General features: G+C 72.2%; 22 protein-coding genes. 10 read left to right on the forward strand and 12 right to left on the reverse strand.

Annotated features, from left to right (window positions below; translation table 11 throughout):
• Positions 1-8: 8 nt before the first annotated feature.
• From AB0G08_RS17005 to AB0G08_RS17025, 5 genes are all read left to right on the forward strand, one after another.
• Positions 9-950: a sugar ABC transporter permease gene (locus tag AB0G08_RS17005; RefSeq protein WP_358088388.1), complete on the forward strand. Its 942-nt coding sequence runs from the start codon at positions 9-11 to the stop codon at positions 948-950.
• A complete protein-coding gene (locus AB0G08_RS17010; protein WP_358088391.1) occupies positions 947-1,768 on the forward strand; it encodes a carbohydrate ABC transporter permease in 822 nt (273 codons plus the stop codon). Before AB0G08_RS17005 ends, AB0G08_RS17010 begins: the two co-directional genes overlap by 4 nt.
• Complete coding sequence (locus tag AB0G08_RS17015; RefSeq protein WP_358088394.1) at positions 1,765-4,143, forward strand: glycoside hydrolase family 3 N-terminal domain-containing protein; 2,379 nt, start codon at positions 1,765-1,767, stop codon at positions 4,141-4,143. Before AB0G08_RS17010 ends, AB0G08_RS17015 begins: the two co-directional genes overlap by 4 nt.
• 3 nt (positions 4,144-4,146) lie before the next feature.
• On the forward strand, positions 4,147-5,136 hold the full coding sequence (locus AB0G08_RS17020) for an acetylxylan esterase (RefSeq protein WP_358088397.1): 990 nt from the start codon (positions 4,147-4,149) through the stop codon (positions 5,134-5,136).
• An 86-nt stretch (positions 5,137-5,222) separates the two neighbouring features.
• Positions 5,223-6,068, forward strand: coding sequence for a M15 family metallopeptidase (locus tag AB0G08_RS17025; protein WP_358088451.1), 846 nt, complete (start codon positions 5,223-5,225; stop codon positions 6,066-6,068).
• 30 nt (positions 6,069-6,098) lie between these two features.
• Here AB0G08_RS17025 and AB0G08_RS17030 read toward each other — a convergent pair whose 3' ends face one another.
• From AB0G08_RS17030 to AB0G08_RS17050, 5 genes are read right to left on the reverse strand one after another with little or no spacing between them, the layout of a single operon-like run.
• Complete coding sequence (locus AB0G08_RS17030; protein ID WP_358088400.1) at positions 6,099-7,277, reverse strand: acyl-CoA dehydrogenase family protein; 1,179 nt, start codon at positions 7,275-7,277, stop codon at positions 6,099-6,101.
• Between the two features lie 19 nt (positions 7,278-7,296).
• On the reverse strand, positions 7,297-8,229 hold the full coding sequence (locus AB0G08_RS17035; RefSeq protein WP_358088403.1) for an NAD(P)-dependent oxidoreductase: 933 nt from the start codon (positions 8,227-8,229) through the stop codon (positions 7,297-7,299).
• A gap of 7 nt (positions 8,230-8,236) precedes the next feature.
• Complete coding sequence (locus tag AB0G08_RS17040; protein ID WP_358088406.1) at positions 8,237-9,673, reverse strand: aldehyde dehydrogenase family protein; 1,437 nt, start codon at positions 9,671-9,673, stop codon at positions 8,237-8,239.
• Positions 9,670-10,716, reverse strand: a complete 1,047-nt coding sequence (locus tag AB0G08_RS17045; RefSeq protein ID WP_358088409.1) for an oligopeptide/dipeptide ABC transporter ATP-binding protein — start codon at positions 10,714-10,716, stop codon at positions 9,670-9,672. The genes AB0G08_RS17040 and AB0G08_RS17045 overlap by 4 nt, the downstream gene beginning before the upstream one ends.
• Positions 10,713-11,759: an ABC transporter ATP-binding protein gene (locus tag AB0G08_RS17050; RefSeq protein ID WP_358088412.1), complete on the reverse strand. Its 1,047-nt coding sequence runs from the start codon at positions 11,757-11,759 to the stop codon at positions 10,713-10,715. The genes AB0G08_RS17045 and AB0G08_RS17050 overlap by 4 nt, the downstream gene beginning before the upstream one ends.
• Positions 11,760-11,887: 128 nt before the next feature.
• Here AB0G08_RS17050 and AB0G08_RS17055 point away from each other — a divergent pair, with 128 nt between their 5' ends.
• The 4 genes from AB0G08_RS17055 to AB0G08_RS17070 all read left to right on the forward strand — a co-directional run bounded on the left by AB0G08_RS17055 (position 11,888) and on the right by AB0G08_RS17070 (position 16,516).
• The gene (locus AB0G08_RS17055) at positions 11,888-12,418 is read left to right on the forward strand and encodes an Lrp/AsnC family transcriptional regulator (protein ID WP_358088415.1); all 531 of its coding nucleotides are present in this window, start codon (positions 11,888-11,890) and stop codon (positions 12,416-12,418) included.
• Between the two features lie 21 nt (positions 12,419-12,439).
• A complete protein-coding gene (gene nikB, locus AB0G08_RS17060; RefSeq protein ID WP_358088418.1) occupies positions 12,440-13,387 on the forward strand; it encodes a nickel ABC transporter permease in 948 nt (315 codons plus the stop codon).
• Positions 13,377-14,300, forward strand: coding sequence for an ABC transporter permease (locus AB0G08_RS17065; protein WP_358088421.1), 924 nt, complete (start codon positions 13,377-13,379; stop codon positions 14,298-14,300). The genes nikB and AB0G08_RS17065 overlap by 11 nt, the downstream gene beginning before the upstream one ends.
• An 80-nt stretch (positions 14,301-14,380) precedes the next feature.
• The gene (locus AB0G08_RS17070; RefSeq protein ID WP_358088454.1) at positions 14,381-16,516 is read left to right on the forward strand and encodes a thiamine pyrophosphate-dependent enzyme; all 2,136 of its coding nucleotides are present in this window, start codon (positions 14,381-14,383) and stop codon (positions 16,514-16,516) included.
• Positions 16,517-16,745: 229 nt separating this feature from the next.
• Here the strand turns inward: AB0G08_RS17070 and AB0G08_RS17075 are convergent, their stop codons facing one another.
• The 5 genes from AB0G08_RS17075 to AB0G08_RS17095 form a co-directional block, all read right to left on the reverse strand.
• Positions 16,746-17,726 carry a D-2-hydroxyacid dehydrogenase gene (locus AB0G08_RS17075; protein WP_358088424.1) on the reverse strand — a complete coding sequence of 327 codons (981 nt, stop codon included), beginning with the start codon at positions 17,724-17,726 and terminating at the stop codon, positions 16,746-16,748.
• Positions 17,723-17,926, reverse strand: a complete 204-nt coding sequence (locus AB0G08_RS17080) for a tautomerase family protein (RefSeq protein ID WP_089000078.1) — start codon at positions 17,924-17,926, stop codon at positions 17,723-17,725. The genes AB0G08_RS17075 and AB0G08_RS17080 overlap by 4 nt, the downstream gene beginning before the upstream one ends.
• Positions 17,927-17,928: 2 nt before the next feature.
• Complete coding sequence (locus AB0G08_RS17085) at positions 17,929-18,801, reverse strand: tetratricopeptide repeat protein (protein WP_358088427.1); 873 nt, start codon at positions 18,799-18,801, stop codon at positions 17,929-17,931.
• Between the two features lie 70 nt (positions 18,802-18,871).
• A complete protein-coding gene (locus AB0G08_RS17090; protein WP_358088430.1) occupies positions 18,872-20,482 on the reverse strand; it encodes an ABC transporter substrate-binding protein in 1,611 nt (536 codons plus the stop codon).
• Positions 20,483-20,520: 38 nt separating this feature from the next.
• Positions 20,521-21,570, reverse strand: coding sequence for a membrane dipeptidase (locus AB0G08_RS17095; RefSeq protein WP_358088433.1), 1,050 nt, complete (start codon positions 21,568-21,570; stop codon positions 20,521-20,523).
• Positions 21,571-21,902: 332 nt separating this feature from the next.
• Here AB0G08_RS17095 and AB0G08_RS17100 point away from each other — a divergent pair, with 332 nt between their 5' ends.
• Positions 21,903-22,409, forward strand: a complete 507-nt coding sequence (locus tag AB0G08_RS17100) for a DinB family protein (RefSeq protein ID WP_358088436.1) — start codon at positions 21,903-21,905, stop codon at positions 22,407-22,409.
• A gap of 43 nt (positions 22,410-22,452) precedes the next feature.
• Here AB0G08_RS17100 and AB0G08_RS17105 read toward each other — a convergent pair whose 3' ends face one another.
• The gene (locus AB0G08_RS17105) at positions 22,453-23,235 is read right to left on the reverse strand and encodes an alpha/beta hydrolase family protein (RefSeq protein WP_358088439.1); all 783 of its coding nucleotides are present in this window, start codon (positions 23,233-23,235) and stop codon (positions 22,453-22,455) included.
• A 21-nt stretch (positions 23,236-23,256) separates the two neighbouring features.
• Positions 23,257-24,329 (reverse strand): spore photoproduct lyase family protein (locus tag AB0G08_RS17110; protein WP_358088442.1); only part of this gene is annotated, 1,073 nt, incomplete at its 5' end.

A 24,329-nucleotide genomic window follows, 5' to 3' on the forward strand; every position in this document is an offset into this window, starting at 1 on the left:
CCGCGGCCATGTCCACCACCACCCTCGCCGCCCCCACCGTGACGGAGCAGCGACGGGCCCGACGACGCCCGGGCGGCCCCACCCTCAGCCGCCCGGGCTTCGCCTGGGCCCTCCCCGCGACCCTGTTCTTCGGGCTCTTCGCACTCGTCCCGCTGGTCCTCGTGGTCGTGCTCAGCTTCACCAGCTGGGCGGGCCTCGGCTCGCCGGAGTACGTCGGGCTGGAGAACTGGCAGCGGCTCGCCCGCGATCCCGTCATGATCAACAGCCTATGGCTCAGCGTCCTGCTCACCGCCCTCGGCGTGCTGGTGCAGACGCCGCTGAGCCTGCTGATCGGCGTGTGGGCGGCCGGGCCGCAGCGCAACCGCGCCGTGCTGTCCGCCATCTTCTTCCTCCCGCTGCTGCTCTCGGCGACCGCCGTGTCGGTGCTGTGGCGGGCGCTGCTCGACCCGAACTTCGGCGTGCCCGGCCAGGCCCCGTGGCTGTTCGGCGACGGCAACCTCTTCGGCAGCCGGACGGGCGCGATCGCCGTCCTGGTCTTCGTCGGCAGCTGGCAGTTCATCCCGTTCCACGCGCTGATCTACCAGGGCGCGGCCCGCGCCGTGCCGGCGGTGCTCTACCAGGCCGCCGAGGTCGACGGCGCCGGCCGGTGGGGGCAGTTCCGCCACGTCACCCTGCCGCAGCTGCGCAACGCAATGATCACATCGGTGGTCCTCATGGTGGTCGGCGGGCTGACCACGTTCGACACCGTGCTGATCCTCACCCAGGGCGGCCCGGGCACCGACACCACCATCACCGCCTACCACATGTACGAGCAGGCGTTCCGCAGCTTCGACTTCGGCGCCGGCGCGGCCATCGCCCTGCTCCTCGTCGTCGTCGCCACCGTCATCTCGCTGATCGTGGTCCGGGTCTCCGGCTACGACCGGATGCGCTCCACCATGGAGGGACTGTGAAGCGGCACCGCCCGAACTGGCTCGCCGGGATCGGCGCCGTGGCCTGGCTGCTCCTGGTCGGCCTGCCGATCTACGTCATGGTGGCGATCACCGTGCAGACCCGCGAGGGGTACGGCCGCAACGGCCCGATCGCCCTGCCCGACACCTTCACCCTGGACAACTACACCGGCGCCTTCGACGAGGGCTTCGGCCGCTACCTGCTCAACACCCTGGTGGTGACCGCGAGCGTGGTGGCCATCGTGCTGCTGCTCGTGCCCCCGCTGGCGTACGCCATCGTGCGCAGCCGCAGCCGGCTCACCTCCGGGGTGTTCCGACTGTTCCTGCTGGGCCTGGCGATCCCGGCGCAGGCGGTCATCGTGCCGATCTTCTACCTGATCAGCAAGGCCGGGCTCTACGACAACCTCGTCGGCGTCATCCTGCCCACCGCCGCCTTCTCCCTGCCGGTGTGCGCGCTGATCCTCAGCGGCGTCATGCGGGACATCACCGCGGACCTGTACGAGGCGATGGCCATCGACGGCGCCAGCCCGGCGCGGGTGTTCCGCCAACTGGTGCTGCCGCTGTCGCGCGGCGGGATCGCCACCATCGCGGTCTTCTCCGCCCTGCAGGCGTGGAACGGCTTCCTGTTCCCGCTGATCCTCACCCAGTCCGACTCCACCAAGGTGATCACCCTCGGCCTCTACAACTTCCAGACGCAGTACGGGATCAACATTCCCGGCCTGCTCGCCGCGGTCGTGCTGTCGATGGTGCCCGTCCTGCTCGTCTATCTGTTCGCCCGGCGGGCCCTGGTGCAGGGGCTGATGGGCGTCGGAGGGAAGTGACCGACAACGTGACCCTCGACATCGCCACCGGCACCGCGATCTGGACCGACCCGACCCTCGACCTCGCGACCCGGGTGGACGCCCTGGTCGCCGCGATGACCCTGCCCGAGAAGGTGGCCCAGCTCTACGGAGTCTGGGTCGGCGCCGCCGCCGACGGGGGAGAGGTCGCGCCGTACCAGCACGAGATGGAGGAACCGGTCGACCTGGCCGACCTGCTGGACGCCGGCCTCGGCCAGCTGACCCGCCCGTTCGGCACCGCCCCGGTCGACCCCGCGCTCGGGGCGCTGTCCCTGCTGCGGACCCAGCAGCGGATCGCCGCCGCCAACCGGTTCGGCATCCCGGCGATGGCGCACGAGGAGTGCCTGGCCGGCTTCGCCGCCTGGGGCGCCACCGCGTACCCGGTGCCGCTGTCCTGGGGCGCCACCTTCGACCCGGAGCTGATCGGGCGGATGGCCGCCGCCATCGGCGCCGACCTGCGCCGCGTCGGCGTGCACCAGGGGCTGGCGCCGGTGCTCGACGTGGTGCGCGACGCGCGCTGGGGGCGGGTGGAGGAGACGATCGGCGAGGACCCCTACCTGGTGGGCACCATCGCCACCGCGTACGTGCGGGGCCTGGAGTCCGCCGGCGTGGTGGCCACCCTGAAGCACTTCGCCGGCTACTCCGCCTCCCGGGGCGGGCGCAACCTGGCGCCGGTGGCGATGGGCCCCCGCGAGCGCGCCGACGTGATCCTCCCGCCGTTCGAGATGGCGGTGCGCGAGGGCGGCGCGCGGTCGGTGATGCACGCCTACACCGACACCGACGGGATTCCCTCGGCGGCCGACGAGGACCTGCTGACCGGCCTGCTCCGCGACGCCTGGGGCTTCCCGGGCACCGTCGTGGCCGACTACTTCGGCATCGCCTTCCTGCGCACCCTGCACGGGGTGGCCGGCAGCTGGGCGGAGGCGGCCGGCGCCGCCCTCGCCGCGGGCGTGGACGTCGAGCTGCCGACGGTGAAGACGTTCGGCGAGCCGCTGCGCGAGGCGCTCGCGGCCGGCGCGGTGCCGGAGGCGCTGGTCGACCGGGCGGTCCGTCGGGTGCTGACGCAGAAGGCGCAGCTCGGCCTGCTCGACGCCGACTGGAACCCGGTGCCGGCCGCGCTGGCCGGCGCCGACCTCTCCGACCCGGACGCGCTGCGCGGCACCGTCGATCTGGACCCGCCCGCCAACCGGGCACTGGCCCGCGAGGTCGCCGAGCGCGCCGTGGTGCTGCTGGCCAACGACGGCACCCTGCCGCTGCACCGGCCGGCCCGGATCGCGCTGGTCGGCCCGCAGGCGGAGAGCCCCACGGCGGTGCTGGGCTGCTACTCGTTCCCCGCCCACGTCGGCTCCCGGCACCCCGAGGTGCCCGTCGGCATCACGCTGCCCACCCTGGCGGCGGCGCTGCGCGCCGAGTTCGCCGACAGCGTCGTGGTCACCGAGGCCGGCGTCTGCGTCGACGGCGACGACACCGGCGGGGTGGCGGCGGCGGTCGCGGCGGCGCGGGACGCGGACGTGGTGGTCGCCGCGCTCGGCGACGAGGCGGGCCTGTTCGGGCGGGGCACCAGCGGCGAGGGCTGCGACGCCGAGTCGCTGGCCCTGCCCGGGGCGCAGCAGCACCTGCTCGACGCGCTGCTGGACACCGGTACGCCCGTGGTGGTGACGCTGCTCGCCGGGCGGCCCTACGCGCTGGGCCGGGCGGTGACCGACGCGGCGGCGATCGTGCAGTCGTTCTTCCCCGGCGAGGAGGGCACCCCGGCCATCGCCGGCGTGCTCAGCGGCCGGGTCGCCCCGCAGGGGCGGCTGCCGGTCAGCGTGCCCCGGGGGCCGGGCGCGCAGCCGACCACCTACCTGTCGGCCCGGCTGGGCCACGCCAGCGACGTCTCCAACGTCGACCCGACGCCGGCGTACGGCTTCGGGCACGGCCTGGGCTACACCACGTTCGACTGGTCGGGCCTGGTGGTCGACGAGCCGGTCGCGGCGACCGACGGGGAGCTGCGGCTGCACTTCACGGTGCGCAACACCGGCTCCCGGTGGGGCAGCGAGGTGGTACAGGTGTACGCCCACGACCCGGTGGCCTCGGTGGTCCAGCCGGTGCAGCGGCTGGTCGGCTACCTCCGGGTGCCGCTGGCGGCGGGCGCGGCCTGCCGGATCGACCTGGCCGTGCCCGCCGACCTGTTCTCGTTCACCGGGCGCGACGGGCGGCGCGTCGTCGAGCCGGGGGAGCTGGAGCTGCGGCTCGCGGCGTCCAGCACCGACCACCGGCTCGTGGCGGCGGTCGCGCTGCGCGGCCCCGCCCGGCACGTCGACCACACCCGGCGGCTGCACCCCCGCTTCGCCGTCACGCCGTCGGCCGGCTGAGCGATGGCCCTCACCGACCTGCCCGAGGAGCAGTTGCGGGCGTACCGCGGCGGGGTGCGCGAGCCGGCGGACTTCGACCGGTTCTGGGCGGACACGGTCGCCGAGTCACGCCAGTGCGGCTGGCCGGTGCGCGCCGAGCCGGTGCAGACCGGGCTGAGCACGATCGACGTCCTCGACGTGACCTTCCCCGGGTTCGCCGGGCAGCCGGTGCGGGGCTGGCTGCGGCTGCCGCGCGACGCCCGACCGCCCCTGCCCACGGTCGTCCAGTACGCCGGCTACGGCGGCGGCCGGGGCCACCCGCTGGAGAACCTGCTCTGGGCCTCGGCCGGCTTCGCGCACCTGCAGATGGACACCCGGGGGCAGGGGGCGGGCTGGACCCGGGGGGACACCCCGGATCCGGCCGCCGCCGGCCCCGAGGCCCCCGGGGTGGTCACCCGGGGCGTGGAGGACCCGCGCACGTACTACTACCGGCGCTTCCTCACCGACGCGGTGCGGGCGGTGGACGCGGCCCGGACCCTGCCGGCGGTCGACCCGGCGCGGGTCGCGGTCCTCGGGCACAGCCAGGGCGGCGGTGCGGCGCTCGCCGTCGGCGCCCTGGTGCCCGACCTGCGGGCCGTCGTGGCCGGCGTGCCGTTCCTGTGCGACATGCCGCGCGGGATCGCGCTCACCGACGCCCGACCCTACGGCGAGATCCGCGACTACCTGGCCGTGCACCGGCACGCCGAGGAGCGGGTGCTGGCCACCCTGGCGTACGTCGACGGGGTGAACTTCGCCCGCCGGTGCCACCTGCCGGTGCGCTTCTCCGTCGCGCTGATGGACGAGATCGTGCCGCCGTCGACCGTCTTCGCCGCCGTCAACGCCTGCCGGGGGCCGACGGAGTTGTCGGTCTGGCGGTACAACGGCCACGAGGCGGGCGGGATCGACGACGACGAGGCGGCGCTGCGCTTCCTGCGCGTACACCTGTCGCCGGAGCGGGCGCCCGACGGCCCGTAGCCTGATAGACAGGGGGCGTGGCCAGGCCAGTGCCCATCCGCCGGCGAGCCCCGGGCGCCGCGACCGCCCGTGGGCGGGCCGTCGCGGTGGCCGTCGTGATCGTGGCGCTCGCGCCCGGCTGCACCCGACCCGCGCCGTCGCCGTCACCACCGGCCGCGCCGTCGCCGTCCGCCCCGGCGTCCCCGGCGTCCCCGGCACCGGATTCCGCCCCGGCGACGACGCCGCGCGGGCCGGGCCTCGTCGTCCTCACCGACGTCGACCCGCGCATCCGGACCGACATCCGGTACGCCGGCGCGCACAACTTCGTCGGGCGACCGGTCGCCGGCTATGCCGAACCGCTCTGCCTGCTCACCCGCCGGGCCGCCGAGGCGCTGCGCCGCGTGCAGGACGCCGCCCTCGCCCGGGGCCGCAGCCTGAAGGTGTACGACTGCTACCGCCCCCAGCGGGCCGCCGACGACTTCGTCGGCTGGGCCAGGCAGCCGGGCGAGCAGCGGATGAAGGCCGAGTTCTATCCCCGGGTGGCGAAGTCGAAGCTGTTCGACGAGGGGTACATCGGCGCCCCCACCGCCCACAGCCGGGGCAGCACGCTCGACCTGACCCTGGTCGACGTGCCGACCCCCACCCAGCCCCCGTACGCGCCGGGCCAGCCCCTGGTCTCCTGCACCGCCCCCCGGGGGCAGCGCTTCGCCGACAACGGCGTCGACATGGGCACCGGCTTCGACTGCTTCGACCCGCTCGCGCACACCGACTCGCCCCGGGTCAGCGGCGTGGCCCGGGACAACCGGCGGCTGCTGCGGCAGCTGATGACCGACGGCGGCTTCGTCAACTACGACCGCGAGTGGTGGCACTACCGCTACCGCGACGAACCCTGGCCGGACACGTACTTCGACCTGCCCGTGGCCCGTTCCTCGGCCGAGCCCGCGGGCGGCTGACACGCCCGCGCCGGCCAGGGTCCGTCCGGCTCACTTGAAGGCGGCGTGGCCGGTCAGCACCTGTCCGATGATCAGCTGGTGCACCTCGGACGTGCCCTCGTAGGTGAGCACAGACTCGAGGTTGGCCGAGTGCCGGATGACCGGGTAGTCGAGGGTGATCCCGGCCGCGCCGAGGATGGACCGGCACTCCCGGGCGATGGCGATGGACTCCCGCACGCTGTTGAGCTTGCCCAGGCTGATCTGCCGGTGGTCGAGGGTGCCGGCGTCCTTCATCGCGCCGAGGTGCAACGCCAGCAGCATCCCCTTGCCCAGCTCCAGCCCCATGTCGGCGAGCTTGAGCTGGGTGGCCTGGTACGCGGCCAGCGGCTTGTCGAAGATCTGCCGGCTGCGGGCGTACGCGACCGTCGTCTCCAGGCAGTCGTGGGCCGCGCCCAGCGCTCCGAAGACGATGCCGAACCGGGCCTCGTTGAGACACGTCAGCGGCCCGGACAGGCCGGCGGCCTCCGGCAGGATCGCGTCGGCGGGCAACCGCACGTCGTCGAGGACGAGTTCCGAGGTCACCGAGGCGCGCAGGGAGAGCTTGCGCTTGATCTCCGGGGCGGTGAAGCCCGGCGTGCCGGCGGGGACGAGGAAGCCGCGGACGCCCTCGTCGGTGCGGGCCCAGACCACGGCGACGTCCGCGACGGAGCCGTTGGTGATCCACATCTTGGTGCCGTTGAGCACCCAGTCGTCCCCGTCGCGGCGGGCCCTGGTCCGCATGCCGGCCGGGTCGGAGCCGAAGTCCGATTCGGTCAGGCCGAAGCAGCCGATCGCCTCGCCGGCGGCCATCCGGGGCAGCCACTGCTGCTTCTGCTCCTCGGAGCCGAAGCGCCAGATGGCGTACATGGCGAGCGAGCCCTGCACCGAGACCAGGGAGCGCAGCCCCGAGTCGCCCGCCTCCAGCTCGAAGCAGGCCAGTCCGTACGCGACGGCGGAGGTGCCGGCGCAGCCGTAGCCCCGCAGGTGCATGCCGAGCACGCCGAGCTCGCCGAGTTCGAGGGCCAGGTCGCGGACGGGCAGGCGGCCCTCGTCGTACCAGGTGGCGATCTCCGGGCGGATCCGTCGGTCGACGAAGCCACGGACGGCGGCCTGGAGTTCTCGGGTGTCGTCGTCGATCAGCGCGTCGACGCCGAAGTACGTAAGCGCGGGCGCGGGGGTGGACAGGGTCACGGTTCGTTCCTCCCAGGGCTTACAGGTGCGCGATCACGCCACGCGCGACGGCGACCGCCATCGCGTCCAGCGCGTCGTGGGTCATCGCCGCCATGTGCGGGGTGGCGAAGACCCTCGGATGGTGCAGGAGCGGGTCGTCGGGGTCGGGCGGTTCGGGCGCGAAGACGTCCACGGCGTAGCCCCGCAGCCGCCCGGCGTCGAGCGCGGCGAGCACGGCCCGGCTGTCCACGATCCCGGCCCGCGCGGTGTTGACCAGCAGGGCGTCCGGCCGCATCCGGGTGAGCGCGGCGGCGTCGACGAGCCCGGTGGTCTGCGGGGTCTGCGGCACGTGCAGGCTCACCACGTCGGCCTCGCGCAGCAGGTCGTCCAGCGCGACGAGGCGTACTCCCGGCGGCGGGGTGGTCGTGGCGACGTCGTACCCGATCACGTTCATGCCCATTGCCTGGGCGCGGACCGCGACGCTCCGGCCGATCGCGCCGAGCCCGACCAGACCGAGGGTGCGGCCGGCCAGCATGGTCCCGGTCAGCCCGGCCGCCACGACCGCGGACGGCAGCGACCGACCGGCCGGGAAGGCGCCCCTGGTCAACGCCGCGGTGGCCGACGGCGTCTGCCGGGCGAGGGTGAGGGCGGCCAGGACGACGAACTCGGCCACCGACTCGGCGTTGGCGCCCGGCGTGCTGACCACCTCGATGCCCAGCCGGTCGGCCGCGGCGAGGTCGATGCCGTCCAGCCCGGCGCCGTGGCGGCCGACGACCCTGAGCTGCCGGCCGGCTTCCAGCATGCCGGCCGTCACCGGCGAGGAGCGCACCACGAGGGCGTCGGCGGTGGTCAGTGGCCCGGCGGCGAGGGTCGCCGGGTCGGTGGCGTGGGCGACGTGCACCTCGCCCGCCGCCCGCAGCAGCTCCATGCCGGCCGCGGCGATGGGCTCGGTGAGCAGGATCTTCGGTGTCATGGCGTCCTCACCAGCCGGTGTAACAGGTCACCGGCACGGAGTAGAAGTCCCGCGCGTAGCCGCCCTGCTCGCGGGGGCCGTGGTTGGAGGCGCCGGTGCCGCCGAAGGGCAGGTGCAGCTCGGTGCCGGCGGTGGGCAGGTTGACCGAGACGATGCCGGCGCGGGCGTCCCGTTTGAATCGCTCGGCGGCCGACAGCGACGTGGTCACGATGCCGGCGGAGAGCCCGTAGTCGGTGTCGCCGGCCACGCTGATCGCCTCGTCGAGGTCATCGACCCTGATCACGCAGGAGACCGGGCCGAAGATCTCCTCGCGGGCCAGCCGCATGTCGTTGCGCGCGTCGGCGAAGAGGGTGGGTCGCATGAACTGTCCCTCGTCCGGGCGGTGCGTCCCGCCGGCCACCACGGTCGCGCCCTCGTCGCGGCCGATCCGGACGTAGTCGAGGTTCTGGGCGAGCTGCTCGGGGCTCACCACCGGGCCCAGCTCACTGAGCGGGTCGAGTGGATCACCGACCCGCAGCGCCCGGGCCGCCGCCGCCAGCGCCTCGACGAACCGGTCGTGGATGCCCGCCTGCACGATCAGCCGGCTCGACGCCGTGCAGCGCTGGCCGCTGCTGAAGAAGCTGCCGTCCAGGGCGCAGCGCACCGCGACGTCCAGATCGGCGTCGTCGAGCACCACGAGCGGGTTCTTGCCGCCCATCTCCAGCTGGAACCGCTTGTTGCCGTGGGCGAGGCACTGCTGTGCCACGTGGCGGCCGGTGCCGGTGCCTCCGGTGAAGGAGACGCCGTCGACCCCGGTCGAGGTCAGCAGCTCCTCGCCGACCACCCGCCCGGCGCCCATGACGAGGTTGAACACGCCGGGCGGCAGCGCGGACCCGGCGATGATCCGGGCGAGTTCCCCGGCCGAGGCGGTGACCAGTTCGGCCGGCTTGAGCACGACCGCGTTGCCGTAGGCGAGCGCGGGCGCGACCTTCCACGCCGGGATGGCGAGGGGGTAGTTCCACGGCGTGATGATTCCGACCACGCCCAGCGGTCGGCGCCGGACCTCGGCGTGGACGCCCGGCCGGGTGGACGAGTAGACCTCGCCCTGCGGCTGCAACAGCTGGTGGGCGTAGTAGCGGAAGGTCTGGCCGGCCCGGGTGACCTCGCCGCGCGCCTCGCCGAGCAGCTTGCCCTCCTCCCGCGAGAGCAGGACCGCGAGCTCCTCGGTCCGGCGCAGGATGGTGGTGCCGATGTGGTCCAGGACCTCCATCCGGAACCCGACGGGCTGGTTGGCCCAGCTGGGCTGCGCCCGGCGGGCGGCCTCGATCGCCGCGCGGGCGGTGTCCCGGCCGGCCACCGCGTACTCGCTGACGACCTCGCCGGGGCGCGCGGGGTTGCCGTTCGGCCGGCGTTCCCCGTCGACCCACTCGCCGTCGACGAGGTTGAGATGCACGGTCGTGCTCATCGGCCACCGACCGCGGCGGCGAGGGGCTGGTCCAGCGGGCCGGGGTCCTCCGGGAAGTGGCAGGCGACCTGGTGGCCGCTGCCGGCGGCCGTGGCCAGCACCGGCTCCTGCACCGCGCAGATCTCCTGCGCCTTCCAGCACCGGGTGCGGAAGCGGCATCCGCTGGGCGGGCTCAGCGGGCTCGGCACGTCCCCGGTGAGGATGACGCGCTTGCGCTCGGTCTCGACCAGCGGGTCGGGAATCGGCACCGCCGACAGCAGCGCCTTGGTGTAGGGGTGCTGCGGGCGGCGGTACATGTCCTCGCACTCGCCCACCTCGACGACGGTGCCGAGGTACATCACGGCGATGCGGTCGCAGAGGTGCCGCACGACGGCCAGGTCGTGGGCGATGAACATCATCGTCAGGCCCAGCTCCTCCTGCAACTGCTCGAGCAGGTTGACGATCTGGGCCTGGACCGAGACGTCCAACGCGGAGACCGGCTCGTCGGCGACGATGAAGTCCGGGTTGCTGACCAGGGCTCGCGCGATGCCCACCCGTTGGCGCTGGCCGCCGGAGAACTCGTGCGGATAGCGGTCGTGCCACTGTTCGCTGAGCCCCACCAGCTGCATGGTGTCCACCGCCTTGGCCCGCCGCCCGGCGGCGGAGAGGTCCGCGTGCACCAGCAACGGCTCCTCGATGAGCTCGCCGATGGTCATGCGCGGGTTCAGCGAGGCGTACGGGTCCTGGAAGATCATCTGCATCCGCCGGCGCATCGCCCGCATCCGGCCCCGGCTCAGGGTGGTCAGCTCCGTGCCGTCGAAGGCCACCGTTCCGTTGGTGGGCTTGATGAGCTGGAGGATGGCGCGCCCGGTGGTGGACTTGCCGCAGCCGGACTCGCCCACCACACCGATGATCTCGCCCCGCCGGACGTCGAGGTCCACCCCGGACACGGCACGCAGGCGGGCCGGTCGCAGCTTGCCGCGCGCGGGCACCTTGAAGTCGACCGCCAGGTCGCGCACCCGCAGCAGGGGGCGCTCGGAGGCGGCGACAGTCGACTCGGTCATCGGTTCTCCTCTGTCGAGAGGTAGGGGTGACGGTCCTCGGTGGAGAGCCAGCCGCCCTCGCTTTCGGGCCGCATGCCCCAGCAGCGGGTCAACTGGCCCCGGTCCGGCGTCTCCCACGTCGTGATGAGGTCGGGTGTGCCGCCCTGGCACGTCTCCCGCACGTGCGCGCAGCGGGGCGCGAACCGGCAGCCGGGGGGCATCTCCGACAGCTCCGGCGGGCGGCCGGCGATCGGGCGTAGCTTGCCGCCCCGGACGAGGTCCAGCCGGGGCACCGACCCCAGCAGCCCCCAGGTGTAGGGCATCTGTGGGCGGTGGAACAGGTCGACCGTCTCGGCCCGCTCCACGATCTGCCCGGCGTACATCACGTTGACCCGCTCCGCCATGCCGGCCACCACCCCGAGGTCGTGGGTGATGAGCAGGACGGCGGTGCGGGTCTCCCGGGCCAACTCCCGCAGCAGCTCCAGGATCTGCGCCTGGATGGTGACGTCGAGCGCGGTGGTGATCTCGTCGGCGAGGATCAGCCGGGGTTGGCAGGAGAGCGCCATCGCGATCATCACGCGTTGCCGCATGCCGCCGGAGAGTTGGTGCGGATAGGAGCTCAGCCGGGTCTCCGCGGCCGGGATGCGGACCATCTCCAGCAACTCGACGGCCCGCGCCCGCGCGGCACGGCGGCTCAGTCCCAAGTGCAGCTCCAGGGTCTCGGTGAGCTGCCTCCCCACGGTCAGCACCGGGTTCAACGAGGTCATCGGATCCTGGAAGATCATCGAAATGCCCTTGCCGCGGACGGCCCGCAGCTCGCGAGGGCGCAGGCGCACCAGGTCCCTGCCCTCGAAGAGCACCTGTCCGCCGGTCACCTGACCGGCCGGCGGCACGATCAGGCCCATGATGGACTGCGCGGTGGCCGACTTCCCACAGCCGGACTCGCCCACCAGTGCCACCGTCTCACCCGCGTCGACGGTGAAGGACACCCCGTCGACTGCCGTCACCGAACCGCGTGCCGCACGGAATTCGGTACGCAGGTCCCGCACCTCCAACAAGGCCATCGAACCCACCCCGCAGTCTGGACGCCTCAACGTCGCCATTCGTCAACCAGGAGTGTTGCACAGACGATGTTCGTCGTCTAGGCTCCCGGCAGCGACGAAAACCGCCACCGAGTGAAGTTGGAGCAACGTTGGCATCCAAGAGCTCGATCGAAAAAGATCGCAGCATCATCCGGGAACTCGTCCAGGACCCACGACAGACGAACGTGGCGCTGGCCGCCAAGGTCGGGCTGTCGGAAGGGTCGGTTCGACGACGGATGGAACGGTTGGTCACAGACGGGCAGCTGCAGTTCGCAGCGATCCCCAGCGCCGCCTTCATGGGCCGCCCGGTGCACACGCTCTTCGAGATCCAGAGCGCGCCGGGCAGCACAGAACAGCTCATCGACAAACTCGCGGGCATGCCCGAGATCGCGTACGTCTACCACGTGACCGGGCAGTTCGACGTCATCGCCGTCGGCTACTTCGCCTCCAGCAACGCCATGCGCCGGTTCTGGACGGAGCGGCTGGGCCACCTAGACGGGGTGATGGAGAGCCGCTCGGTGATGGTGCTGCGGGTCGCCAAGCGCGCGCACGAGTGGGCCCGCGACATCGCCGTCACCGGCGACGAGGAGTCCGCCTGGGACGCGAGCTCGGATCCCGGCGCGGCCGGTTCCGAAGTCTGACCAGACCGAAAGAGGCAAGACATGCTGCGCATCACGCTGATCCGCCTGATATCGGTTGTTCCGGTCCTGTTCGGGATCTCGGTGATCTCGTTCCTGGTGATCCGCATGATCCCCGGCGACGTGATCAGCTCGATCATGGGGCAGGACTTCGGCGACCCCGCGATCGAGGCGGAGATGCGCCGCTACTTCGGGCTGGACATGCCCGTGTACGAGCAGTTCGTGAGGTGGTTGGGCGCCCTCCTGCAGGGCGACCTCGGCACCTCGATGCGCACCGGCCAGCCGGTGCTGGAAGAGATCATGCAGCGCTTCCCGTCCACGTTGCTGCTGGCGGTCTCGGCGCTGCTGGTCTCGATCCTCATTTCCATCCCGCTCGGTGTGCTCAGCGCCACCAAGCGTAACGGCCTGCTCGACGCCAGCACCCGGGTCGCGTCGCTGATCGGGCTGTCGCTGCCGAACTTCTGGCTCGGCATCCTGCTGGTATACATCTTCTCGGTCTCGCTGGGCTGGCTGCCGTCACAGGGCGCGGGGGAGGGCGAGGGCTTCCTGGGCAGCCTGAAGTACCTCGTCCTCCCCTCGGTCACCCTCGGCGCCAGCCTCGCCGCGATCAGCATGCGGATGACCCGGTCCAGCATGCTGGAGGTGCTCAACCAGGACTACGTCCGCACCGCCCGCGCCAAGGGGCTGGGCGAACGCGGGGTCATGGTCCGGCACGCCCTGCGCAACTCGCTGATCCCGGTGGTGACGGTCCTGGGCATCCAGGCCGGGGCGCTGCTGGGCGGCACGGTCATCGTGGAGCAGGTCTTCGCGTGGCCGGGGCTCGGCACCATGGTCATCCGCGGGATCAGCCAGCGTGACTACCCCGTCGTCCAGGGGACGCTGCTCTTCCTGGCCTTCTTCTACGTCGTGGTCAACCTCCTCGTCGACCTGCTCTACACCTACCTGGATCCGAGGTTGCGCAGTGGTCACTGAAGCCGTTCCCGGCCGCCGCCAACGCGGCGGCAAGCAGCAGGAGGGCGCCTCCCGGCGGTCGACCGGCCGCCGCGGCGGCCACCTGCTGAGGTTGATGACGCGGGACAAGGTCGGCCTGGTCGGGCTGGTCATCGTGGTGCTGATGATCGCGGCCGCGGCGTTGGCCCCGCTGATCTCACCCTACGATCCGACCGCGATGTCCGACCAGCGGCTCGCCCCGCCCGGTGGCGACTTCCCGCTCGGCGCCGACGAGGCCGGGCGCGACCTGCTCAGCCGGGCCCTCTACGGCGCGCGCACCTCGCTGACGGTGAGCCTGATCGTGGTCACCTGCGCCGGGGCCATCGGCGTGCTGCTGGGGCTGCTCGCCGGCTTCTACCGGGGCGTACTCGACGCGATCATCACCCCGGCGACCGACATCATGTTCTCCTTCCCCACCCTGCTGCTGGCCCTCGCGGTCGTGGCCGCCCGGGGACCGGGCACGGAGAACCTCGTCCTGGCCCTGGTCATCGTCTTCATCCCCAGCTTCGCCCGGATCGTGCGCGGCACCGCGATGTCGGTGCGCCGGGAGCCGTACGTGGAGTCGGGCCAGGCGGTCGGGCTGAGCAACACCCGGCTCATCCTCAAGTACATCCTGCCCAACTCGATCGCGCCGATCGCCGTGCAGTTCACCACGAGCATCGCCTACGCGATCCTGATCGAGGCGTCCCTGGGCTACCTCGGGCTCGGTGTGCAGCCGCCCCAGCCGTCCTGGGGCTCGATGCTCTCCAACGGCAAGTCCTTCATGGAGATGTCGGTCTGGCCGTCGGTCGTACCGGGGGTCTGCATCATGATCGCCGTTCTCGGTTTCAACCTGCTGGGCGACACCCTTCGCGACGTCCTGGACCCGCGGCTGCGGGGCCGTTCCAGTCGCTGACCCGCAAGGAGCACAACCGCGTGGAATCCATCGACGACCACCTGGTACGCCGCCTCACCGAGTGGTCCGCGGGCCAGCCCCTGCCCGAGGAGACCTCCCCGGACGTCGACGTCGACCCCGGCCTGCTGGTGGAGTACCTCGACGCCCAGATCCAGAGCCGTCACCTCGACCTCGCCCTGCGGTGGCTGCAGGCCCAGCAGGAGGGGTTCTACACGATCGGGTCCAGCGGGCACGAGAGCAACGCCGCCGTCGCGCTGGCGCTGCGCCCGACCGATCCCGCCCTGCTGCACTACCGCTCCGGCGGCTTCTACGCCGCGCGGGCCGGTCAGGTCGCCGGTGCCACGCCGATCGCCGACGTGCTGCACTCGGCGGCGGCGTCCCGGCAGGACCCGATCTCCGGCGGCCGGCACAAGGTCTTCGGCCACCGGGAGCTGAACATCATCCCGCAGACGTCGACGATCGCCTCCCACCTGCCCCGGGCGATGGGCCTGGCGTTCGCGCTCGACCGGGGCGGCGCCGACACCGGATACCCGGCCGACGCCGTGGTGGTGTGCAGCTTCGGCGACGCCTCGGCCAACCACTCCACGGCGGCCGGCGCCCTGAACGCGGTGGGTTACAGCGCCCACCAGGGGATCCCGGTGCCGCTGCTGTTCGTCTGCGAGGACAACGGCATCGGGATCAGCACCCGCTCCCCGCACGGCTGGGTCCGGCGGATGCTGTCGGCCCTGCCCGGCATCGACTACGCGCACGCCGACGGCACCGATCCCGCCGGCCTGCTGGCCACCGCGGCCGAGGTGACGCACCAGGTGCGCACCCGACGCCGGCCCGCCGTGCTGCACCTGAGCACCGTACGGTTCATGGGCCACGCCGGCTCCGACGCCGAGCTGGCCTACCGGACCCGCGCGGAGATCCTCGCCGACCACGCCCGCGACCCGATCCTGGCGACCGCGGCCCTGCTCGCGCGGCGCCGGCTCCTCGACCCGGGCGAGACCCTCACCCGCTACGAGCACTCCCGCAAGCAGGTGATGGACCAGGCCCGGCTCATGCTGGGCCGGGTCGGGCGGCTGGACGACCCGGCGGCGGTGACCGCGCCCCTGACCGCCCGCCGGGTGGGCCCGGTCAGCGCCGCCGCGCGCCGCGCCGGTGCCGGGCGGGAGCGGGTGTTCGGCGGCAGACCCCCCGAGTCCCGCGGCCCGCTCACCCTGGCCCAGTCGATCAACGCCGCCCTGCACGACGCGCTGCTGACCTGGCCGCAGGCCCAGGTCTTCGGCGAGGACGTGGCGCGCAAGGGCGGCGTCTACGGTGTCACCCGGGGGCTGCGGAAGGCCTTCGGGGCCAGCCGGGTCTTCGACACGCTCCTCGACGAACAGACCATCCTCGGGGTCGCGCTCGGCGGGGCCCTGGCCGGCACGCTGCCGATTCCGGAGATCCAGTACCTGGCCTACCTGCACAACGCCGAGGACCAGCTGCGCGGCGAGGCCGCCTCTCTGCGCTTCTTCTCCAACGGGCAGTACTCCAACGGCATGGTCGTGCGGATCGCCGGCCTGGCCTACCAGAAGGGGTTCGGCGGGCACTTCCACAACGACAACTCGGTGGCGGTGCTGCGGGACATCCCCGGCCTGGCCTTCGCGGTCGCGTCCCACCCGGCCACCGCCCCCGCCCTGCTGCGCCAGTGTCTCGCCCTGGCCGAGCAGGAGGGGCGGGTGTGTGTCTTCCTGGAACCGATCGCGCTCTACCACCGGCGTGACCTGCACGCCGACGGCGACGGCGGCTGGCTCGCCGAGTATCCGGAGCCGGCGGACTGGGCGGCGACGGAGAACCCGCTCGGCCAGGTGCGGACGGTGTGCGAGGGCACGGACCTGGCGATGGTCACCTTCGGCAACGGCGTCCCGATGAGCCTGCGGGTGGCCGGGACGCTGGCCCGGGAACGGCAGGTCAGCACCCGGGTCGTCGACCTGCAGTGGCTGTCGCCGCTGCCGGCGGCGAGCCTGCGGGCCGCGCTCGCCGGGATCTCGCGGGTCCTCGTCGTCGACGAGAGCCGCGCCAGCGGCGGCGTCGCCGAGGCGGTGGTGGCCGCCCTGGTCGACGGCGGCTTCACCGGCCGGATCTCCCGCGTCAACAGCGTCGACAGCTACGTCCCCCTGGGCCCGGCCGCCGACCAGGTGCTGCTGGGCGAGGACGACGTGCTGGCGGCGGCCCGCTCGTTGATCGGGTGATCCCCGACTCCGACCGCACGACGCCGGCGGCCCACCCGATCGACCGGGTGGGCCGCCCGCGTGTCTGCCGCAGACGTACGAGGTGGAGACGGCCGCGCCCTGTCGAGCCGAGCCGTTCACGACATCGGGCGCCACGTCCCCCGGGCGCCGGGCGCGGCGGCCGGGCACGACGCGAAGGCGGCGGCGCACCCGTGTCCGGGTGCGCCGCCGCCTCTTCGACGTGGGTCGGTCAGTACCCCAGCTCCGGCTGACGCTGCGTGCCGGTCAGCGGCTCACCGGCCAGGTACAGGTCGAAGTTGGCGCAGAAGTCCGCGTAGAGCCGTTGCAGGTTGCCCGAACCCCGGAACGACGTGTGCGGGGTGGCCGTCGTGCGGGGCAGACCCCACAGCCGGTGGTCCGGGGGCAGCGGCTCCTCCTCGAACACGTCGAGCACGGCGCCGGCGATCCGGCCCTGGCGCATGGCGTCGACGAGCGCGTCCTCGACGATCAGCGCACCCCGCCCGACGTTGACCAGGAGGCCGGTCTCCTTCATCGCCGCGAAGCGCTCGGCGTCGAAGAAGTACCGGTTCTCGTCGGTCAGCGGCATGGCCAGCACCACGGAGTCGGCCTCGGGCAGCAGCGCGAGGTGGTCGGCGAACGACTCCACCCGGTCGAAGCCCTCGGCGGGCGTACCCGCCCGGTTGACCCCGATCACGGTGACGCCCAGGGCCCGGGCCCGCCACGCCACCTCCCGCCCGATCCCGCCGGTGCCGAAGACCAGCATGGTGCTGCCGATCAGGTCCCGGCCGACGATGCGCACCCACTCCCGGCGCTCCTGCGCCTCGCGCAGCTCGGGAAACGCCCGCTGGTGCAGGAGCACCGCGCCGATGATGTACTCGGCGATCGGCACGTTGTAGGAGTTCCCGGACCGGGTGTAGACCAGCCCCTCGTCGAGGCGGCGGCGCATGATGTCGCCGCCCACCCAGTCGAACCCGGCGGCGGTGATCTGGATCCAGCGCAGCCCGTCGCACTTGCTGAGCAGCTCGTCGAAGGTGTCCTCGTTCATGGCGCTGCGCAGGATCACCTCGGCGTCGAGGTACTCCTCACGTACCGGCTCGTCCTCCGGCACCGACGTGAACCGGCACTGCGGATAGCGCTCGCGCAGCTGCGGCAGCAGCTCGGCCAGGTTCGGCGTGATGAGGACGTGTGGTCCCCCGGTGGCGACGGTCATGACGACTCCTGCGCCTGCTTCTTCCGCTCGTTGTAGGTCAGGCCGCCCTTGGCCCAGTTGTCGTACGAGACCTCGTAGAGCAGGACGTGGGTGTTCTCGCGCGGCGAGCCGTACTTGACCAGCACGTCGGTCAGCTCGGCGATGATCGCGTTCTTGGTCTCCTGGTCACGCTTGCCGATCTCGGCACGGATGATTGCCATCGTCAGTTCTCCTTTGTCGTCGCCGCCGCGGCGAAGTCGGGATTGTTGGCGTACTCGGCCTTGACCGCCAGGTAGGCGAAGGCGTGCGTGACGCCGGTCCGCAGCACCCCGTCGAAGACCTCGCGGGCCTTGTCGATGTCGCCCTGGTGGTAGTGCCAGTTGCCCAGACCGTAACCCTGGGTGACGGTCTTCAGGTCGTTGCCGTCGCACATCGCCCACAGCTGCTCCGGGGTGATGTCGCCGGTGTAGAGCTGCATCCGGCCCTCGTACCCGACCAGGTGGTCCTCCTGGACCAGGGTGATCTTGCGGAACCGGTCGAGCACCTCCTCGGCCTCGGCCGGGCGGCCGAGCCGGCGCAGCGCCATGTACTGCCAGTCCTGCGACGCGACGATGCCCTCCTGGTGCCGCGAGGCCTCCTCGGCCGCGCGGAAGCTGGGCAGGCAGCCCTCGAAGTCACCGCTCAGGTACTGGGCGACCCCGAGGTGGTACCAGATGCCGGCGTGCAGCGTCGCGTTGTACCGGCCGAGGGCCTCCGGGTCCTGGGCGGCCATGGTGTCGGTGAGGTGCTGCGGGCGCACCTGCTCGGGCCGGCCGAGGATCAGGCTGATGACGTCCTTCTCCACCTCCGGCTGGTACATCTCGTACTCGTCCTCGACACCGGGCAGCTGGTCGGCCGCGGCGCGCAGGTCGGCGATGGCGCCGGCGTAGTCGCCGGTCGAGATGCGCCGGTGCCCACGGAAGCGCAGCAGGCGTGCGTTGCCCGGCTCCAGCTCGAGCGCCTCGGTCAGCAGGGCCACCGACTCGCCGTGCTTGTTGAGGTAGCCCTTGAGCCGGGCGGCGATGACATAGCGGTCGGTCAGCGGTACGGACGTCATGGGCCTGCCTTTCGTCGTCTTGCGGGTGGTGGCGGGGGCGCCGGGAGGTCGGCGCCCCCGCCACGGCGCGTCAGCGGTCGAGCCAGATGTGCCGGTAGAAGCGGTACGTCGGTGTCGGGTCGCCCTGGTATCCCATGACGTCCTTCTGCACCACGTCGAAGTCCGCGTTCAGGAAGGTCATGGCCACCGGCCCGCGCTCGGCCAGGATCTTCTCGGCCTGCTGGTAGAGCGCGGCGCGCTTGTCCTTGTCCATCTCCGAGCGGGCCTGGACGACGAGGGTCTCGTACTCCTTGTCGGTCCAGTTGCCGTAGTTCAGGCCGCCGCCGGGGAGGAAGCTGGCGGTGAACCGCTCGTCCGGGTCGTACGTCAGACCGAAGCCCGACTGGTACATGTCGAAGTCGGCGGACTTCGTCTTCGTGTCGGCGATGGTCGACTCGACCGACTCGATCGTCACCTTGATGCCGATCTTCGCGAGCTGCTGCTGCTCCACCTCGGCCGAGCGCACCTGGAACGCCGACGTGGCGATGACCATGAGCTTGGCCTCGAAGCCGTTCGGCAACCCCGCCTCGGCCAGCAGCGCCTTGGCCTTCTCGATGTCGGCCTTGCCGTAGATCGGCTCCTTCACCGCGCCGAACCGGTCCGGCGGGAGGTAACCCGAGTTGAGCGCGGTCCCGAAGCCGGAGTTGGCCACGTTGAGGATCTCCTGGCGGTCGAGCGCGAGGTAGATGGCCTGCCGGACCTTCACGTTGTCGTAGGGGGCCTTGGAGGTGTTGAGCCGCAGGTGCAGCGAGAGCGACCCGGATCCGCCGTACCACTTGAGCTTCTCGTCGCGCTTGAGCGCGTCGATGAACTCGGGCGCGGGACGCCAGAGGAAGTCGACCGTGCCACTGCGCACGGCGGCGGCGCGGGCGTTGTCGTCCGGGTTGAAGGTGAAGTCCATCCCGTCGAGGTAGGGAACGCCCTGCTCCCAGTACTGGGCGTGCTTGTCGAGCTTGATGGCCTGGCCGGTGACCCGCGAGGCCATCTTGAACGGGCCGCTGCCGCCGTCGACGCTGCCGTTGAGGCCGCCCGCCTCGACCACCGTGCGGTCCACGACGGACGAGGCGGCGGTGGAGAGCAGGGTCAGGATGGCGGCGTTCGGCTTGGCCAGCTTCATCTCGACGGTGCGCTCGTCGAGCGCCGTGACCGCGGTGATGCCCTCGTAGCTACGGGCCCGTGGCGCCCGGGTCGCCGGGTCCTTGATCCGTTCGATCGAGTACTTCACGTCGGCCGCGGTCACCTTGCGCCCGCTGTGGAAGACCGCGTTGTCGCGCAGCTTGAACGTCACCGTCAGGCCGTCGGCGCTCTGCTCCCACGACTCCGCGATCGCCGGCTTGATCTCGCCCCGGTACGACTGCACCAGCGACTCGTAGATCTGCTCGTTGATGACGAAGGCCGAGGTCTCCGACATGCGGTGCGGGTCGAGTTCGTTGGCGTCCAGCCGGATCATGATCCGGAGCCGGCCGCCGGACTTCGGGTTGCCTGCCGGCTGCGACTCGTCCTGGAGGCGGACGTTGCCGCTCAGGCCGTCGTTGGAGCTGCTGCCGCTGTTCTTGGACGGAGGCTCACCGCCTCCGCAGCCGGCGGCGAGCGCCGAGATGACGCCCACTGCCAGCAGTTTGGTCAAAACACGAGTTCGCATGGGTCTCCTTGGCTGGTGTCACAATCAGCGCTTACAGGTCAGGCCGGCTTCCACGTCTCCCCGTAGACCCGAAGCCAGTTGCCGCCGAGGATCTTGGTCACGTCTGCCGGCGAGAAGCCGCCGTTCAGCAGCGCCTCGGTGAAGTTGGGGAAGTCCGCGGCGTCGTCCATCCCGATCGCCCGGCGCTCGGTCCAGCCGAAGTCGCCGAGGAGGTTCTGCTGCTCCTTGGACTTCGACTGCGCGATGGACTTCAACTGCGCGATCCGCATGGGCTCCGTCCACGTCTCGTCGTAGTCGGTGGCGATCGCGACGTGGTCGATCCCGGCCACCTCCACCACGCGGCTGACGTGCTCGACGAAGCGGGCCAGATCCGGACGCCGGGACGGGTCGTCCGGGTAGTAGAGGAACCCTGACAAGGTGGTGATACCCATGACGCCGCCCTGCTCGCCGAGGCTGCGCAGGTAACCGTCGGACTTGGCCCGGATGTGCGGCGACATCGCGTCGCAGAAGGAGTGGGTCACGACGACCGGCTTGGCGGACGCCTCCATGGCGTCCAGGCCGGTGCGCTCGCCGCAGTGCGAGACGTCGACCAGGATGCCCAGCTCGTCCATCGCCTGGACGAAGCGGCGGCCCCGGTGCGTCAGACCCGAGTCGGTCTCCTCGCCGCAGCCGGCACCGAGCAGGTTCTGCCGCTGGTAGGTCAGCTGCAGGATGCGGACGCCGAGGTCGTAGAAGGTGCCGAGCAGGTCGAGGTCGACGCCGATCATCTCGGTGTCCTGCGGACCGAAGATGACGGCTTCCTTGCCCTCAGCCTTGGCCCGCTCGATGTCGGCGACGGTCAGCGCGAGCAGCACGTCGTCGGAGTGCTCGTCGATCCACCGGCGGCACCGGTTCACCTCCCGCAGGGCGGTGACCGTGTCCGCGTACGGCCTGGTGACCGTGTGGTTGACAGCGGTTACCCCGCCTCGCCGGATCCGGTCGAGGTGGGCGTCGCTGAGCTCGATCACCGTGCTTCCGTCCACCACGGTGGCGGCGGCGTGCAGCTCGGTCGCCGAGGTGGCGGGAATTTCCGTGGCGGCAGTGTTCACGTCATCTCCAGGATCATCGGAAGATGGTGAGACCCTACGAGAGCCGCCGGTTCCTGTCCATAGACCTTGGCAAACTCGTCAAATAACCGTTCCACAACGACGAATTTCGTCAAAATGGCGGTTCGCTAGCCACCGTAGCGGAGCACGACCGAACAAACAGGACAGCCGCCCGCGTACCGGTCGATTCGCGTCATCCCGATCCGGCACGAGGTCGGACGCGGCGGAGGCCGCCCGCCACGGCCCGGCGCCGTCGGGCAGGATCAGGGGTTCCGGCCCTTCGAGCGGGGCAACCGTCGGACGGCGACCCCGCCGTCGCGGGAGGGGAGTGAGCCGTGGCCACCGAACGGATCGGGCCGCCCGTCACGGGGGACGAGCGCGAGATGCTGCGCGCCTTCCTCGACTACCACCGGGCGACCCTCGCGATGAAGTGCGACGGGCTCTCCGACGAGGATCTGCGCCGGCAGTCGATGCCCCCGTCCACGCTGTCGCTGCTCGGCCTGGTCCGGCACATGGCGGAGGTGGAGCGGGCCTGGTTCCGCCGGACCATCGACGGCGAGGACGTCCCGCTGGTCTGGTCGGACTCCGGCGACTACCAGGTGGCGTACGACGCGAGCGGCGCCACCCGCGCCGAGGCGTTCGACGCCTGGCAGCGGGAGGTCGCGCACTCCCGCCGCATCGAGCGCGAGGCGGAGTCGCTCGACGTGACCGGCCACCACGCCAGGTCCGGCGAGGACGTGTCGCTGCGGCTGGTGATGCTGCACCTGATCCACGAGTACGCCCGCCACAACGGCCACGCCGACCTCCTGCGCGAGGGCGTCGACGGCACCGTCGGCGCCTGAGCCTGAGCCCGGCGCCCGACCGCCGGAGCCCGGGGCCGGCCGCTCAGTCGCCGGTGCGCAGCGGCAACCAGGCCAGCACGTCCTGGATCTTCGCGTCCCAGTACGCCCAGTCGTGCGTGCCGGGGGAGAAGTCCACGGTCAGCGGGACGCCCCGCTCGCGGGCCGCCGCGACGAAGGTCAGGTTGTCGTCGTACAGGAAGTCCTCGGTGCCGCAGGCGACGTAGAGCGCCGGCCGGTCGGCGGCGGGCACCCGGTCGAGCAGGGCGACGGTGTCGTCGTCGCTGCCGATCGCGGCGCGCTCGCCGAACACGGTGTGCCAGACGCCGGGGTCCAGGGGCGCGGTCGGGTGGTGGCGGCGGTTGACCACGTCGAGCGCGCCGGAGAGGCTCGCCGCCGCCGCGAACCGGCCCGGGTCGCGCAGCGCCCACTTGACGGCCCCGTAGCCGCCCATCGACAGGCCGGCGACGAAGGTGTCCTCCCGCCGGGCGGAGAGCCGGAAGAACTCGTGGCACACCCGGGGCAGTTCGCTGCTGAGGAACGTCCAGTAGCGGTTGCCGTGCTCCTCGTCGGTGTAGAAGCTGCGCCCGGCCTGGGGCATCACCACGGCGAGGCCGAGCGGCGCGACGTAGCGCTCGATCGAGGTGCGGCGCAGCCAGATGGTGTCGTCGTCGGACAGGCCGTGTAGCAGGTAGAGCACGGGCGGGGCGCCCTGCCCGGCGCTGCCGGTCATGCCGATCTGCGAGGAGGTCCGCTGCGGCAGGATCACGGTCATCGACGTGCTCACACCGAGGGCCTCGGAGTGGAAGTCACAGCGCATCAGGGCCACGGTCGCGACCGTAGCGCATCCTCACGTCCAGTACAGGACCCGGCAGGCCGGCAGCCGGACCGCCACCTCCCGGTCGAACCAGGCGCGCAGCTCGGCCATGGTGTCGCGCGGGTAGACGTACTTGACGGCGCCGAACCTGCCGTACCTGCGGCTGCGGGCGGACTCGTCCATCTCCAGCCTCGTGCGCGGGTACCAGCCGAGCAGCACCTCCTTGCTGCCCGGGGTGAACCGGTGGGTGATCAGCTCGGCGGTCAGGTCGAGCTCCGGCACCCCGGCGACGGCGTCGGCCACCGCGTCGAGCAGTTCGCCGTACTGCTCCCGCCAGCCGGGCAGCGGCATGATCGGCGCGACGGTCAGCCCGACGGGGTAGCCGTCGAGGGCGAGCCGGCGCAGCGCCGCGAGCCGGTCCGGCACCGGGGCGGTGCCGCCCTCCAACCGCTCGCTGACCGACCGGCAATTGACGCTGAACCGGACCCGGGTGCGCCCGGCGTGGCGCAGCCCGACGAACGTGTCGACGTCGGCGTACTTGGTGGTCCAGCGCAGCTGCACCGGGGCGTCCCAGCCGGCGAAGTGCTCCACGGCCCGTCGCCAACTGCCGGTGAGGTGCTCCAGGGCGAGCGGGTCGGTGTAGCAGGACGCCTCGAAGGTGGTGCCCTCGCCGGCCCGCGCGGCGTCACGGCTGGTCACCGTCCCCCGCCCGGCGTACTCGGCCAGGCCGGCGAGGATGTCGTCCAGGTCGGCGTACACCCGGGTCACCGGCGGCCCCGACAGCGAGCCGGCCAGGTAGCAGTACTGGCAGTGGGCCGGGCAGCCCTCCGCCAGGTCGACGCGCCAGTCCGCGCTGGGCGCGATGGGTTGCAGCCGCCGGCGCGACGGCGGGCTGACCACGATCGCCATCGTCGCCTTCGCCCGCGCGTACGTCTCCCGTTCGGTGCCGCCGCGGACGCCGGTGAGCCGGTTGGCGCGCAGCCGCTCGACCTCGATGCCCAGGGCCTCGACCCGGTCGGCGATCCGCCGGCCGTGCGGGTGGTCCAGCGCGGCCGGCGTGGCGACGACCCGGCGCGGCGTCCACCGCCGCGCCGGCCGCGCCGCCG

The sequence above is a fragment of the Micromonospora sp. NPDC023644 genome (assembly GCF_040640115.1).
Lineage (GTDB): Bacteria > Actinomycetota > Actinomycetes > Mycobacteriales > Micromonosporaceae > Micromonospora.

What these genes read in the sequence shown, in the direction of transcription:
- AB0G08_RS17075 (WP_358088424.1), bottom strand. Translation starts at nt 17,726, where the DNA reads ATGACCGTCGCCACCGGGGGACCACACGTCCTCATCACGCCGAACCTG.
- AB0G08_RS17045 (WP_358088409.1), bottom strand. Translation starts at nt 10,716, where the DNA reads ATGACCGAGTCGACTGTCGCCGCCTCCGAGCGCCCCCTGCTGCGGGTG.
- AB0G08_RS17035 (WP_358088403.1), bottom strand. Translation starts at nt 8,229, where the DNA reads ATGACACCGAAGATCCTGCTCACCGAGCCCATCGCCGCGGCCGGCATG.
- AB0G08_RS17005 (WP_358088388.1), top strand. Translation starts at nt 9, where the DNA reads ATGTCCACCACCACCCTCGCCGCCCCCACCGTGACGGAGCAGCGACGG.
- nikB (WP_358088418.1), top strand. Translation starts at nt 12,440, where the DNA reads ATGCTGCGCATCACGCTGATCCGCCTGATATCGGTTGTTCCGGTCCTG.
- AB0G08_RS17085 (WP_358088427.1), bottom strand. Translation starts at nt 18,801, where the DNA reads ATGACGTCCGTACCGCTGACCGACCGCTATGTCATCGCCGCCCGGCTC.
- AB0G08_RS17080 (WP_089000078.1), bottom strand. Translation starts at nt 17,926, where the DNA reads ATGGCAATCATCCGTGCCGAGATCGGCAAGCGTGACCAGGAGACCAAG.
- AB0G08_RS17020 (WP_358088397.1), top strand. Translation starts at nt 4,147, where the DNA reads ATGGCCCTCACCGACCTGCCCGAGGAGCAGTTGCGGGCGTACCGCGGC.
- AB0G08_RS17090 (WP_358088430.1), bottom strand. Translation starts at nt 20,482, where the DNA reads ATGCGAACTCGTGTTTTGACCAAACTGCTGGCAGTGGGCGTCATCTCG.
- AB0G08_RS17050 (WP_358088412.1), bottom strand. Translation starts at nt 11,759, where the DNA reads ATGGCCTTGTTGGAGGTGCGGGACCTGCGTACCGAATTCCGTGCGGCA.
- AB0G08_RS17040 (WP_358088406.1), bottom strand. Translation starts at nt 9,673, where the DNA reads ATGAGCACGACCGTGCATCTCAACCTCGTCGACGGCGAGTGGGTCGAC.